This is a genomic window from Flavobacterium plantiphilum (genome assembly GCF_046000495.1).
GTDB lineage: Bacteria > Bacteroidota > Bacteroidia > Flavobacteriales > Flavobacteriaceae > Flavobacterium > Flavobacterium plantiphilum.
Window position 1 is genome coordinate 360,246 of sequence record NZ_JBELQA010000003.1, and the last position, 16,180, is coordinate 376,425.

Below are 16,180 nucleotides of genomic sequence, written 5' to 3' on the forward strand. Positions count from 1 at the left end.
AATGAAGAATTTTAAACCGGGCATTTTTATTTTGCTGATGAGTATGTTGTTGATTTCTTGTAAGCAAGCAGCGAAGAAGGAAGAACTAAAGCATAAATTAAAAATAGTAAATCCTATTATAGAGGGCTATTTTGCAGATCCCTGCATTGTAAAAGAAGGGGATACTTTTTTTATTTATGCCACAATTGATCCTTGGGGTGGTGATGAACTGGCGGTATTTTCAACAAAGGATTTCTTGAAATTCGAACGCCATCATTTAAACTGGCCAACCAAAAAAGCCTGTACAAGCCCGAATTCTAAAGATTCAATGGTCTGGGCACCTTCGGTTAAAAAAGCAGCTAACGGAAAATATTATATGTATGTTTCTGTTGGAAGCGAAATTTGGGTTGGTGTAAGCGATGCTCCGTTAGGGCCTTGGAAAAATGCTAAGGAAAATCAATCTCCTTTAATTTCGTCTAAAGATTATCCTGCTGTACATAATATCGATGCCGATTGTTTTATTGATGAGGATGGTCAGGCTTATTTATATTGGGGTTCCGGATTTAATTGGATAAATGGTGTTTGTATGGCGACTAAGTTAAATCCAGATATGATTTCATTTGATGGAAAACCTAAAGCAGTTACTCCTAAAGATTATTTTGAAGCACCATACATGATTAAGCGTTTTGGGAAATACTATTTAATGTTTTCGTCAGGAAAAGCAATAGATGCGACTTACAAAGTAGGATATGCGGTAGGGAATTCTCCGTTGGGTCCATTTGAAACAGCTAAAAACAGTCCTATTTTGGAAACTGCTGCGGATAGTACAACTTATGGACCGGGACATCATTCGGTGTTTAGAGAAAAAGGGCAGGATTATATTTTATACCATCGCATTTTTCCGCAAAAGGAAGAATATGTTTTACGCCAAATTTGTATTGATAGTTTGAATTTTGATGCAAATAGCAACATCCTAAAAATAAAACCAACTGGTATTTCCAGTTTCTGATTTTCTATAATATAATCTTAAAATAGATGAAAACCAATCTAAAATTAATCCTATTGTTTGTTGTTTTTGTTTTTGAAGCAGGAAACTGTCAATCGACAAAACCGGAAACAGAAATAGCTACTACTGCCAGCCAGCTCATTGCTCGTATTGTACCAAATCATGCTTCACAATTTAGTGTCGAAATTGATGCTTCAGCAAAAGAAGACTGGTTCGAAATTGTGTCTAAAGGAGATAAAATTCTCTTACGAGGAAACAATGGGGTTTCGGTAGCATCGGCTTTGTATTATTATCTAAATAATTTTACCAACAGCCAAATCACATGGAATGGGACCAATTTAAATTTGCCTAAAAAATTACCAGCAGTTCCCAAATTGATTCATAAAAAAACGCCTTACGAGTACCGCTATTATTTGAACTATTGTACGTTTAATTACAGCATGAGCTGGTGGGACTGGAACCGTTGGGAAAAAGAAATCGACTGGATGGCTTTGCACGGAATCAATATGCCGCTGGCTATTACAGGAGAAGAATACATCTGGGATGAAGTCTATAAAGCCTATGGTTTTTCAGATGAAGATTTAAGTACTTTTTTCAGTGGACCAGCTTATTTCTCTTGGTTTTGGATGGGGAATTTAGATGGTTGGGGAGGTCCGTTGTCTAAAAACTGGAAAGATACACACCGTGATTTGCAAATTAAAATCTTAAAAAGAGAACGCGAATTGGGAATGAAAACAGTTTTGCCTGCTTTTACAGGACACGTTCCAGCTTCTTTCAAAAAGTTTTTTCCGAATGCCAAATTAAAGCAAACCAACTGGGGTAATGATTTTGAGGATACGTACATCTTAGATTCTGATGATCCGTTATTTGCCGAAATTGGCAAGAAATTTTTAGAAAAACAATCTGAAGTTTACGGAACGGATCATTTGTATTCAGCAGATACTTTTAACGAAAATACACCACCGTCTAATGATCCTGCTTATCTTTCTGAATTGAGTAAGAAGATTTTCGAAGGCATGAAATCAGCCGATAAAGATGCGGTTTGGGTAATGCAGGGTTGGCTTTTTTACAGCCACAGAGAATTTTGGGAAGCGCCACAAATCAAAGGAATGCTGGATGCAGTTCCTGATGATCGTATGATTATTCTGGATTTGGCTACAGAAATTGAACCCGTTTGGAAACGTACCGAAGCTTTTTATGCTAAACAATGGATTTGGAATATGCTGCACAATTTTGGTGGAAATATTTCGATGTTTGGTCGAATAGAAACCGTAGCCAATGAGCCTGCAAAAGCTTTGAAAGATCCTAAATCAGGAAAATTAAAAGGAATTGGATTAACGATGGAAGCCATCGAACAAAATCCGGTTTTGTATGAGTTGATGACTGATAATACCTGGCGGGACACCCCAATAGAATTGAATTCCTGGTTGGATAAATATACTTTAAACCGCTACGGAAAATCAAATGCTGATATTTCAAAAGCCTGGGATATTTTGGTAAAAACAGTTTATAACGGACAAGTAATTCGTGATGGTGCGGAATCGATTATTGTTTCCCGTCCTACTTTTGAAGGCTATCGTCGTTGGGCGAGAACTAAATTAAATTATGAACCAAAAGATTTACTTCCGGCCTGGGATCTTTTTATAAAAGCCATTCCTGTTGCTCAAAAATCAGATGGTTTTCAATATGATTTGGTGGATGTGAGCAGACAAGTTTTGGCGAATTATGCTTTGCCTTTGCAGCAAGAAATAACAAAGGCGTATCAAAATAACGATAAAGTAGCATTTGATAAATACAGCAAGGAATTTTTAGAATTGATTGATGATATGGATTTGTTATTAGCCACACGTCAGGATTTCCTTTTAGGACCTTGGATTGCCGATGCAAGAAGTTGGGGAATTGATGAAAAAGAAAAAGCATTGTACGAGCAAAATGCTCGTGATTTGATTACGCTTTGGGGTGGAGCTGATAACAGATTGCACGAATACAGCAACCGTCAGTGGAGCGGACTGTTTACTGATTTTTACAAACCGCGTTGGCAACAATTTTTTACAGATGTAAAAGCCAATTGGGGAAAATTCAATCAGGATAATTTTGACGAAAAAATAAAAGAATGGGAGTGGAAATGGGTAACGGAGATAAAAGATTTTCCTGTAAAAGCTAAAGGAAATCCAAATGAGATTGCCAAAGCATTACATAAAAAATACCGATCCCGCATTATTCCCGTAACGGAACGAATGGCACCAATTAAATACGATTACTAAACATGAATGCAATTTCTAACCCAAATTCCAATCGTTTTTTGTCCCTTGATATGTTCAGGGGACTCACGATTTGTTTAATGATTGTGGTCAATACTCCGGGTACGGGAGCTCATTTCTATGACTATTTGACTCATGCGGAATGGTTCGGATTTACCTTAGCTGATTTGGTATTTCCTTCCTTTCTTTTTGCAATGGGAAATGCCATGAGTTTTTCGATGGGAAAAATGAAAGAAGCACCAGCAAATTTGTTTTGGAAAAAAGTAATTAAACGTAGCGTTATCATTTTTCTGTTGGGATTTTTAATGTACTGGTTTCCATTTTTCAGACAGGGTGTTGATGGTGTTTTGGAATTAAAACCATTTGCCGAAACCCGTATTATGGGGGTTTTACAACGTATTGCTTTGTGTTATTTTGTTACTGCAGTTATTTTTTACTATTTATCACAGAGAACAGCAATAATTTTATCGGCATTTTTTTTACTGGGATACTGGGCTATTTTATATTTATTTGGACAACCGGGAGCCGAATTAGAAATGGCTACCAATGCCGTAACTCGTTTTGATTTGTTTGTTTTAGGAGAAGGGCATATTTACAAGCGCGATAGCATTCCGTTTGATCCCGAAGGAATTTTAAGCACTTTGCCATCCATTGTCAATGTAGTAGCCGGTTTTATAGCCGGAACATTTATTCAACGAATTGGTAAAACATTTGAAGGGATAGCCAAATTATTAATTGTTGGTTTTCTTTTAATGGCTTTAGCCCGTTGGTGGGATTTGGTTTTGCCTATTTCTAAAAAATTGTGGACGGGTTCTTTTGTGTTGTATACTGTTGGAATTGATTTATCCATTATGGCTATTTTAATTTATTTTATCGAATTGAAACAGAAGCATTTTGGAGTAGAATTCACAACTATTTTTGGTAAAAATCCTTTGTTTATATACTTATTTTCAGAGTTGTTTTTTATCACTTTACGTCTCATTCCGGTAAATTCGGAGATGGATGTTTTCGAATGGGTGAGCGAACGTATTTTTCAGATGATATTTCCGGGAAGTTTTGGTGCTTTTGTCACTGCTATTGTATTTATGTTAGTTTGCTGGTCTTTAGGTTGGTGGTTGAATAAAAAACGCATTTACATTAAAATTTAATGAGGCTATTTCGATAGAGATAGTTCTGAAAGAATTAAAATATATAATTATGTTCAAAAATAAGTGTAATACCATTTTTCTGGTTTTGATTGTTCTTTTTGCCAACGCAATAAAGGCGCAAAATAGCAATTTTACTATTGTTTCAGGAAATCAAAAAGCGAGCATTTCAGTTGAAGATAAAGAACCAAAAGTAGTTCATATTGCTGCTAAAATATTGGCTGATGATGTTTTTTCGATTACCAATCAGCGATTGAATGTTTCGAAAAATAATACTCAAATAGCTATTATGGCGGGAACTATTGGACAAAGTAAATGGATTGATGCTTTAGTTTCGAAGCAAAAAATTACTATTACTGACGTAAAAGGAAAATTGGAAACTTATAAAATTCAAGTAGTCGAAAATCCAACTTTAGCAATAAAAAAAGCATTGGTAATTGTAGGGTCTGACAGAAGAGCAACTGCTTACGGCTTACTGGAAATTTCCAGAATGATGGGTGTTTCACCATGGGAATGGTGGGCTGATGTAACGCCTGATAAAAAAACGGATTTAGTTTTAAATATTGAAACTAAAGTTTATGGTTCGCCATCGGTAAAATACAGAGGGATTTTTCTAAACGATGAAGATTGGGGATTACAACCTTGGGCAGCTAAAACTTTCGAACCGGAAACAGGTGATATCGGACCTAAAACTTATGCGAAAGTTTTTGAATTATTGTTGCGTTTGAGAGCCAATACCATTTGGCCAGCCATGCACAAAAGCACCAAGGCTTTTTATTCGTTTCCAAAAAATAAAGAAGTTGCTGATGATTATGCTATTGTGGTAGGAACTTCGCATGCAGAACCGATGTTGAGTAACATTAATGCGGAGTGGAATCACAACACAATGGGGGAATATCGTTATGATACGAACTCAGGGGTAATCAAAGATTTTTTTAGAAAAAGAGCCAAAGAAACCGCTCCTTTTGAAAATATTTATACCGTAGGAATGCGTGGCGAACATGATTCACCGATGATTGTTGGTGAAGATGATTCAGATTCTCAGGTTAAATTACTGGAACAGCTAATTACCGACCAAAGAGCGATTTTGAAAAAAGCGACTGGAAAAGATGCTACTAAAATTCCGCAGACATTTATTCCGTACAAAGAAGTATTGGATTATTACCAAAAAGGATTGCAATTACCGGATGATGTACAATTGGTTTGGACCGATGATAATTACGGTTACATCCGTCAATTGAGTAACCCTAAAGAACAAAAACGCATTGGTGGTGCCGGAATTTATTACCATACTTCGTATTGGGGACGTCCGCATGATTATTTATGGCTGAATTCTACAAATCCGGTTTTGATGTGGGAAGAAATGTCAAAAGCATTCGAATTTCAATCCCGTGATTTATGGATTTTGAACTGTGGCGATATCAAACCACATGAATATAATATCGAATTGTTTCTGGATATGGCTTGGGATATGAACCCTTTTGATAAAAGCCAAAGCGTAAAAACGCACATGCAAAATTGGGCTTCGAGAGAATTTGGAACTCAAAATGCTATTAAAATAACTGATTTGTTTTTCGAATATTATCGTTTGGCGTTTGAACGTCGTCCTGAGTTTATGGCTTGGAATCAGGTAGAACCGGAAACCAAATCTAAACCAACAGCGTTGACTCAAATTCATTATGGTGATGAGGTTTCGAAAAGAATTGACGAATACCAAAAATTGATGGATAAGGTCGAAGAATTAAAAAACAGCATTCCTGAAAACAGAAAAAATGCGTTTTATGAATTGGTTGAATATCCGGTTATTGGTGCAGCAAGTCTCAATCATAAATGGTTGTATTCGTATAAAAATAAATTTGTAGCTGAACAGGGAAGAGGAAGTGCAGCATTTTTTGCAAAAAAATCAGCAGAAGCTTTTGAACGAATTCAAAAAGAAACCAATTATTTTAATAATGAATTGGCCGGTGGAAAATGGAAAAATATCATGAGTATGGCTCCGCGATATTTGCCAGTTTTTGATCAGACAACTGCCGTAACTGCCGTTTCAGGAACAAAGCCTGAGTTTAAATTGGCATTAGAGAGTTATGAAATGGAAGTCAATCACAGAACGGAGAATTCGTATGCCGATGTGTTGCCTGTTTTTAACGCTTACATAAAAAATCAATATTATATTGATGTGTTTATGAAAGGTGCTGGCGAAGTTTCGTGGGAAGCAAAACCAAAAGCCGATTGGATCAAAATTTCCGAAAAGAAAGGTGTTTTGGATAATAATAAAAACAGTCAGCAACGCATTTGGGTAAGTATCGACTGGACAAAAGTGCCAAAAGGAGAAAACCAAAAAGAAGCACCACTAGGGCATGATTACCAGTTGATTCCGCCCAGTTATAAAGTCAATTCGGCAATTGATTTTGTAAGCAAGGATACAATAATTACTATTGGGGTTTCGGTATTTAATCCTAAATATGAAGCTTTAGAAAACTTTAGAGGTTTTGTGGAAGACAAAGGATATGTATCTATTGACGCAGCAAATTATTCGAATAAAAAAGCAGGAAATGAAGCTCAATGGGAAACTTTTGAAGGTATTGGTTATGCTGGAAAAGTGAGTGTGGCTTTGCCAAGAACGGCTAATTCTGAAGTGGATTTAAAAAATATAAAAAATAACAGTCCGGTAATGGAATATGATTTTTATAGTTTTAATTTTGGTCAGGCCAATGTGAGAGTTCAGGCGATTCCAACTCATGCTTTTTATGAAGGAAAAGGAGTGCGATGTGCGGTTGCTATTGACGATGCGGAACCAGTGATTTTAGATTTTCAGACTTTTGGGAGAAGTGACGAATGGTTGCAAAATGTACTGAAAAATGCAGCTGTAAAATCAGCATCCCAAATTATCAATAAAGCAGGAAAGCATACCTTGAGAATCTGGATGGTGGATCCGGGAGTGATGATTGACCGCGTTTTAATTGATTTAGGTGGCTGGAAAGATTCCTATGCTTTTCCACCGGAAACGAAGATGTAAATTTGAAAATAATTTTAAGAATGAACTATTTTAAAAAAGGATTTGTTTGCGTAACTGCTGTTTTAGCTTTTGTTTCCTGCTCCTCAATTAAAAATGATAAAGTAAAACACACACAAATTGCCTTTTTATCCGATGTTCATTTATTGGATATTTATGGGACATTTTCCGATTCGGATTATAAAGGAATTCGAAATCCGGCAGATGGGAAATATACGTTATTACGTACGATGAAATCCCAGTTAGAATCGACACGCTTATTTAATGAAAATTACTTTGCGTTTATAGCTGCGCTGGATGATGTAGTCAGAAGAAATATTAAAACCGTCGCTCTTCCGGGAGATTTCAGCGATGACGGACAGCCGATAAACATTCGGGGATTAAAAAAGATTCTGAATGAATATTCGAATAAATATGGAATCCATTTTATAATCACTACCGGAAATCATGATGTAGCAAAGCCTTTTTTGACTGATGCCGGAAAAAAGGATTTTTTAGGTGAAGGAGGAAAAGAACAAGTGATTATGAGCAAAGCAGGAATGTATGTTCCAAAAAATGCTGATGAACTTCCTGTAGTAATTACAAAAGATATTGGGACAATGGGTTACGCCGAAGTTTTAGAAGAACTGGGTGATTTAGGTTTTTACCCGCAACAAAGTAATTTGTATTGGGAAACGCCTTTTACTTCCTATAATCCTGAGAATTATACATTCGAAAAAGCATTGGGACAATCCACAATCGAGAAGAGAAATTATGCTATTCCGCCTTACAATTCGCAAATTCCTGATTTGAGTTATTTGGTGGAAACGCAAAAAGACGTTTGGCTTTTAGCTATTGATGGGAATGTATATATTCCAAAAGAAGCGGCAAGAAATAATCCGGAAAATCCGGTTAATTATAATAGTCCCGGAGTAGGATACAATCAGGTTTTAACGCATAAAAAACATCTGATTGCCTGGGTTACTAAAGTAGTTCAGGAGGCTAAAAAGAGAGGGAAAACCTTAATCGCTTTTAGTCATTATCCGATGGTGGATTTTAATGATGATGCCACACCGATGATGAAAAAATTGTTTGGAGAAGACAAAATGCAATTGTATCGGGTGCCAAGTAATGAAGTGAGTGAACTTTTTGCGGAAGCGGGAGTACAACTTCATTTTGCTGGACATATGCACATTAATGACACGGGAGTTAGAAAATATAAAAACGGAAAAGGTATATTCAATATTCAGATTCCGTCATTAGCAGCTTATATTCCGGGTTATAAAATACTGACTATTCGCAATAGAAATAAGATGCAAATTGAGACCGTCGTGATTGATTCTGTTTCCGGTTTTAAAACCTTATTTCCTTTATACGAACAGGAATATGCATACTTGCAGCGTAATAAAAATTCTGAAATTTGGAATAAAGAAATCCTGAAATCTAAAAATTATCAGGAATTTGCCAATTGGCATCTTAAAGAATTAGTAAGAACACGTTTTCTGGATAAAGATTGGCCTGTAGCTTTTAAAAATTTTATGCTAAAGGCATCTGTTGATGATTTACTGGCTTTCGCCAAAGTGTCTCATTCGAAAAAAGAAAAGTACAGCTATGAAAAATGGACTGGTTTTGATATGATTTTTGATTATCATCGATTGCGTTCAGCTGATGAATTAGCAATAAAGGACATAGGAGAACAGAGAATTCGTCAGTATAAAATTATTATCGATTCGTTTATTGAGAATTATAACAGATTGTCAAATCCGTCAGCGAATGAAACTTCTTTTTTTGAGTTCTGTTCTATTTTTAAAAGTTCTTTAAATGGTGCGCCATCAGATAAATTTATTATAAATTTGAGGAGAAATACCATCCACAATTAAAAGTTGTCCAAAACAAACTCTTTTATGAAACTTAAATTATTTATAGTTTTCATTCTCTTTACCTGCCTGCCTGTTTTGGGACAGAACATAAAATTTGAACATTATAATGAAAATAATGGTCTTTCGTATAACTCGGTTCGGCATATTGTTCAGGATGAGCATGGTTTTATGTGGCTGGGTACTTTTTTTGGGCTGAATCGTTTTGACGGTTACCAGTTTAAAACCTACATGAGTTCGGAATTTGGTAAAAACAAAATATACAATGATGATATTACCGCATTAGAACTGGACAAAGACGCTAACAATTTATGGATTGGAACCAGAAAAGGACTGACGCTTTATCAGATGGATAAAAATGTTTTCAGAACTTTTTTTAATGAAAAAAATAATTTTAACAGTTTGCCTGAAGATGAAATCCGTTCAGTACTGGTAGATAAATTTAAAAAAGTCTGGGTGGGTACGATGAATCAGGGTCTTGCTATTTATTATCCCAATACGCAACGTTTTTCCAGAGTTAATCTTAAAGGTTTTAATTATATTAAAGAAATTTTTGAAGACAAAAAAGGAAATATCTGGGTTGGGAGTTTTGGAACAGGCTCGGTAGCAAAAATTATCTTAGGAGCAAAAGGGGAGATCATAAAAACCACTGCATATACGTTGTCAATTCCTAATTCGAATCAAAAAAATCCTTACATCAATTTTATATATGAAGATGATAAGTCGGATATTTTTGTGGGTACCAGAGAAGGACTTTATAAGCTGAATAAATCCAAAAACACATTTGAAAATTTATATATAAATGATGCCATTTTAAGAAATAAATTAGGACCTTATTTTATTGCAATTGCTCAGGCTCCTGATGGTAAATACTGGCTGGGTACTTTAGGAGGGTTGTTGGTCTGTAACCAGTTAGAAGACGTAGCGACAGGGAAATTTCAGCGTTATTTTTCTAAACTTACTGATGAGAATTCATTAGTTGGCAATATAGTAAATTCTCTGTATTTTGATAAATCAGGTGTTTTATGGGTTGGTACCGAAGATGGTCTGGATAAATACAATCCTTATGGTAACCAGTTTAAGATTAACAAGGATATTTCATTGTATAATGACAATCAAAAACCTAATCTGAGAGGATTTGCAAAAACTTATGATGGAAATGTCATTGCTGCTACAAGATATAATGGGCTTTTTATTTCCAGAGATAAGTCGTTTGCCCCTTTGCATAATAGTAAAAATGATATTGCCAGCGTTTATTCAGCAGATGGAAAAATTGTATATTGTGGTTTATGGAATGGAAAAGTACTGGTTTATAATTATGTGTCGAATAGTTCTAAAATAATCGATGTTGGTATTAAAAATTCCCCGATAATCTCTTTTTTAGTAGTTGATGAAAATTCGCTGGTTGTAGGATCTTTTGGTGAAGGAGCTGTGATTTTAGATTCAGAAACATTAGAAATTAAAGTTCCAAAAGGTGTACTGTTGCCGGATTTTCAAATTAATAAAATAAAGGAAGACCGTTTTGGCCATTTATGGTTTGCAACAGAAACGGGAGTTGTAAAGTATAATTTGAAAACCAAAGCAGTCAAAGTTTATCTGAAAGGTGATGATGAAAAAATAGGTCTCCCTGCTAATCACGTCAGTGATATTTTGATTGATACAAATGGAGATATTTGGGTAGCAACCGTAAAAGGAATAGGAATTTATGATGCTGAAAAAGATAATTTTATTCCCATTTTAGAACCCAGAGAACTTTATGGTAAGTGGATTACTGATTTAGAAATGGATAATGACGGCTATTTGTGGCTAAATATTAATAATAACAGTGTAGCCAGATATAAAAGAAAATCTAAAAAAATAAACATTTATTATGTAGACAGTGGCAACAGATTAGATGTTTTCAGTTCCAAAGGATTTTATAGTTTAAATCATTCGACGATCTATCTGGGAGGAAAAAATGGCATTATTTATTTTTCTACCGATAATATAAAAGAAAATAAAATTTCACCACCACCGGTTATTACGGAGTTTAAGGTTCAGAATGAAGAGGTGTTTCCGGGAGTAGAAATCAACGGGCAAATTCCTTTTTCCAAAGATATCAATACCGATAAAAAGATTGAACTTAATTACAACAACCGAAATTTTTCAGTTCAGTTTTCGGCTCCTTCTTATACTAATGAGAGGCTTAATAAATTTCAGTATATTCTGGAAGGTTTTGATAAAGAATGGATTACTACTTCCAGTGATGCAAGAACCATTCAGTATACAAACTTAAACCCGGCAGAATATGTATTTAAAATCCGTGCACAAAACAGTGACGGAATCTGGAGTAAAACCACAGCCTATAATATTACTATCTTACCTCCTTTCTGGACGAACACTAAGATTTTTCTTTTAGTGATTATGATACTGTCCGTTTCTTCATATTATATCAGAAAAGAAATCAAATCCCGGATTAAGCTAAGACAAGCGCTGTTGTTAGAAAGAGTAAAGAGGGATAGTGATGAACGTTTATCAAACGAAAAATTAGAATTTTTTACCAATATTTCGCATGAATTAAGAACACCTTTAACCTTAATATTAGGACCTGCCAAACAATTATTAGAACAAAAGGAAGCTTCGGATTACGATAAAACCAAACTTTATCTGATTTATCAAAATGCCGCCAGACTGTTGTTATTAGTGAATCAGATTTTAGATTTCAGAAAAGCACAATCAGGAGAATTGAAATTAAAGGTTTCTAAAACTGAAATTGTAGCCAATACTCAAACTGTATTTGATTCTTTTACACAATTAGCTCAGGAAAAAGATATTAATTTTCATTTTAATTGTGAAAATGAAAGTCTTGAAGGTTGGGTTGATATTGATAAATACCATAAAATTTTATACAATTTGCTTTCTAATGCTTTGAAGTTTACAAATAACTACGGTAATGTCGATTTGTATATTGGTAGCAAAGAAGAAAATGGAATCACCCAATTAATTATTGAGGTAAGCGATGATGGAGTAGGAATTCCGGTAGAAAGTCAGGAAAAAATATTCTCCAGATTTTATCAGGTTAAAACGAGTAAAAAAAATAATACAGGTTCAGGAATTGGTTTGTCGCTGGTAATTTCTCTGATTGAAGTGCACCGAGGACAATTGAGACTGAAAAGTGCTCCTGCTAAAGGGAGTGTTTTTACAGTGGAATTACCAATAGACAAAAGCAGTTATAAAAAATCGGAAGTTTTTGATATCGAGTACAAAGAGCCTGAAATAACGTATACTGCAATTGATAAAACAAAAAAAACAAATCAAAGTGCAGAGCTCAGGCAGCCTATTTTGATTATTGAAGACAATGCAGAACTTCGTTATTTTATATCTGATTACCTATCTGAATTTTATAAGGTATATCAGGCTGAAAATGGTGATGAAGGATTGAATCTTTGCAGAAAAATCAAACCGGCACTTTGTGTAGTTGATGCAATGATGCCTGTCATGGGAGGCTTTCAATTTGTAGAAGCTTTAAAAAGCGATGAAAACATTAGCCATACGGCACTTATAATGTTAACTGCTTTATCTGAAAATGAAGATAAAATGAAAGGATACAGCCTGGGGGTAGACGGATATATGGTAAAACCTTTTGATCCGTCTTTATTAAAAACCCGGATTGACAACATTATAAAGACCCGTAGTGAGTTAAAGCAAAAATTCTCGGGAGAGATTGAAACGGATGTTTCGACATTGACTCATTCTCAATTAGATATTGATCTGATTTCAAAAATTACCGGTTTAATTGAACAAAATATCAGTGATACAGAACTTACAACGAACTTTTTGTGCTCTGAATTAGGGATGAGTTCTTCTAAATTATATCGAAAAATTAAACAATTAACAGATTTGTCCCCTAATGAGTTTATAAGAACCGTTCGCTTAAAAAAAGCGGCTCAGTTATTAAAATTAAAAACCCATAATGTTTCTGAAGTTGCTGATCAGGTGGGGTTTAATGATCCTTTATACTTTAGTCGCTGCTTCAAAAAGCAATTTGGCTATTCTCCAAGCCGATTGATTAAGTAGTATTTTTAATTATTTTCAAAGCATTTGTCTGTTGCCTTTAAATTTTTATTGGTACATTTTCACTTTTAACAAATATTCAATAAAAATCAGACTTTGGTATAATTTTGCCCTTTTTCGTTGGCTTATTTTATTATTTAATACATATATTAGCAAATATTTAAATTAAGAATCTTTTTTTTATAAAAAGTATTTAAATTTGTTAGTTTTTTGAAATTTAGTACAAATTTTTTGTGGTTACCTTATTAAGAATTATATTTGTGTAATCGATTACATTTATTTTGTGTTGATTACTATTTAATGTGTTGATATTTAGTGGTTTACGGTTGTTTAAAGCGTTTTGGAAATGTTTTTTTATAAACCAAATATCACTTTGAAAATTTAAGAATATTTAACTTTAACTTTATTTATAAACATTTTAATTATGAACCAAACGAACAAAGCTGTTGGAAACTATCGCTGGACAATATGTTCTTTACTGTTTTTCGCAACAACTATAAATTATTTAGACAGACAGGTTCTTTCTTTAACATGGAGTGATTTTATAGCTCCTGAATTTCACTGGACAAATAATGATTATGGGAATATTACTGCTTTATTTTCCATTTTCTATGCAGTGTCATTATTGTTTGCAGGAAAGTTTGTGGACTGGATGGATACTAAAAAAGGATTTCTTTGGGCAATTGGAGTTTGGTCAGTAGGTGCTTGTTTGCATGCTTTTGCCGGAATTGCAACCTCAGGAATTATTACCGGAAACTGGTTTGTTGGATTTGAAGGAGCTAAAGACATTATTGAAACTGTAGATGATACGGCTTTGGTAATTAATGTAAGTGTTACGTTGTTTATTTTTGCCCGCTTTGTTTTGGCATTAGGGGAAGCTGGAAATTTTCCTGCAGCTATTAAAACTACTGCCGAATATTTCCCTAAAAAGGACAGAGCTTTTTCTACCAGTATTTTTAATGCTGGAGCTACTGTTGGAGCTTTAGCGGCGCCAATCACCATTCCTTTTATCGCCGAAGCTTATGGTTGGGAAATGTCATTTATCATCATCGGAGCTTTAGGTTTTATCTGGATGGGCTTTTGGGTATTTATGTATGAAAAACCGGAAAAACATCCAAGAGTAAGTCCGGCAGAATTAGAGTATATTCAGCAGGATATTATTGCAGATAGTAAGATAGCAGGTTATGTTCCTGAGACGACAACAAGAGTTACCTTTAAAGATTGTTTCAAATACAAACAAACCTGGGCATTTGCTTTTGGAAAATTCATGACTGATGGTGTTTGGTGGTTTTTCTTATTCTGGACGCCTGCTTATTTGAGTTCAGTTTACGGAATGGATTCTACTGAAGCTGCGTTTCCTCTGTTTGTATTATATATGATAACATTGTTGTCTATTATTGGAGGTTGGCTGCCAACTTATTTTGTAGATAAAAAAGGGATGAATCCATATGAAGGAAGAATGAAAGCCATGTTGATTTTTGCATTTTTCCCTTTATTAGCCTTGGTAGCTCAGCCATTAGGACATATTAGTTACTGGTTGCCGGTAATTATTATAGGTATTGCAGGTGCAGCTCATCAGGCGTGGTCCGCAAATATTTTTACAACAGTTGGAGATATGTTTCCTAAAAAAGCCATTGCTACCATTACCGGTATTGGTGGTTTAGCAGGAGGAATTGGTTCTACAGTTATTAATAAAGGCTCGGGAGTTTTGTTTGATTATAGTAAGAACAGTGAAATGGATTTTATGGGTTTCCATGGAATTGAAGCGGGTTATTTTATCATCTTCTCCATTTGTGCAGTTTGTTATTTAATAGGCTGGACGGTTATGAAATCCTTAGTACCTAAATATGCACCAATAACAGATTTATAAAAAAAAATGTAAGCTCTCCTGTGTAATGCCGGAGGGCTTTTTTCTTTTTTTTTTTAACTTTTTATGAAAAACTTGTTTTCATAAAAGCATACAATAAAATAAATTAAATTAAATTAATACCTTTGTAATCGATTACATTAAAATAAATACTATTATGACAAAATACAGTTCAAGATATGCATCAAGTCCTGATGCCGTTAAGAAATATGATACCAAACAATTAAGAGATGAATTCTTAATTGATAATTTAATGGAAGAAAATGAGATTGTATTAACCTATTCTCATTATGACCGTTACATTGCAGGTTCAGCTGTGCCAGTTAAAGATTTAGTTTTAGAAACTATTGACCCTCTTAAATCAGATTATTTTCTGGAAAGAAGAGAAATAGGGATTATTAATGTAGGAGGAAACGGTTCAGTAGTTGTTGAAGGGACTTCTTATGAATTAGGTTTTAAAGACGCTTTATACATCGGAAGCGGAAATAAAGAAGTGATTTTTAAAAGTGCAGATGCTAAAAACCCGGCTAAATTTTATATTAATTCTGCTCCGGCTCACACAACATATCCAACAGTTAAAGTGAGTTTAGCGGAAGCAAATAAATTGGAATTAGGATCTATGGAAACGGCTAATCACCGTACAGTTAACCAAATGATTATTGGAAGTGTGGTTACTACCTGCCAATTGCAGATGGGAATGACTGAATTGCGTCCGGGAAGTGTTTGGAATACCATGCCTGCACACGTTCATGATCGTCGTATGGAAGTATATTTCTACTTAGATATTCCTGAAAATCAGGCGGTATGTCATTTTATGGGACAGCCACAGGAAACAAGACATATCTGGATGAACAATCATCAGGCAGTAATTTCTCCGCCTTGGTCTATTCACTCTGGTTCCGGAACTTCAAATTATACTTTTATTTGGGGTATGGCAGGTGAAAATTTAGACTATGGCGATATGGATGTATGTAAAATCACAGATTTAAGATAATAGACA

The 16,180-nt window shown here is 34.7% G+C and carries 8 protein-coding genes; all 8 read left to right on the top strand.

Annotated elements, in window-relative coordinates; all coding sequences use genetic code 11:
- Position 1: 1 nt before the first annotated feature.
- A complete protein-coding gene (locus tag ABS764_RS06975) occupies positions 2–988 on the top strand; it encodes a family 43 glycosylhydrolase (protein WP_408081075.1) in 987 nt (328 codons plus the stop codon).
- 26 nt (positions 989–1,014) lie between these two features.
- The gene (locus ABS764_RS06980; RefSeq protein WP_408081076.1) at positions 1,015–3,249 is read left to right on the top strand and encodes an alpha-N-acetylglucosaminidase; all 2,235 of its coding nucleotides are present in this window, start codon (positions 1,015–1,017) and stop codon (positions 3,247–3,249) included.
- A gap of 2 nt (positions 3,250–3,251) precedes the next feature.
- Positions 3,252–4,394: an acyltransferase family protein gene (locus ABS764_RS06985; protein WP_408081077.1), complete on the top strand. Its 1,143-nt coding sequence runs from the start codon at positions 3,252–3,254 to the stop codon at positions 4,392–4,394.
- A gap of 49 nt (positions 4,395–4,443) precedes the next feature.
- Complete coding sequence (locus tag ABS764_RS06990; RefSeq protein ID WP_408081078.1) at positions 4,444–7,407, top strand: glycosyl hydrolase 115 family protein; 2,964 nt, start codon at positions 4,444–4,446, stop codon at positions 7,405–7,407.
- A 20-nt stretch (positions 7,408–7,427) separates the two neighbouring features.
- Positions 7,428–9,263: a metallophosphoesterase family protein gene (locus ABS764_RS06995; RefSeq protein ID WP_408081079.1), complete on the top strand. Its 1,836-nt coding sequence runs from the start codon at positions 7,428–7,430 to the stop codon at positions 9,261–9,263.
- A 24-nt stretch (positions 9,264–9,287) separates the two neighbouring features.
- Positions 9,288–13,316: a hybrid sensor histidine kinase/response regulator transcription factor gene (locus ABS764_RS07000; RefSeq protein ID WP_408081080.1), complete on the top strand. Its 4,029-nt coding sequence runs from the start codon at positions 9,288–9,290 to the stop codon at positions 13,314–13,316.
- 421 nt (positions 13,317–13,737) lie between these two features.
- Positions 13,738–15,183, top strand: a complete 1,446-nt coding sequence (locus ABS764_RS07005) for an MFS transporter (protein WP_408081081.1) — start codon at positions 13,738–13,740, stop codon at positions 15,181–15,183.
- A gap of 154 nt (positions 15,184–15,337) precedes the next feature.
- Complete coding sequence (gene kduI / locus ABS764_RS07010; RefSeq protein WP_408081082.1) at positions 15,338–16,174, top strand: 5-dehydro-4-deoxy-D-glucuronate isomerase; 837 nt, start codon at positions 15,338–15,340, stop codon at positions 16,172–16,174.
- Positions 16,175–16,180: the final 6 nt, after the last annotated feature.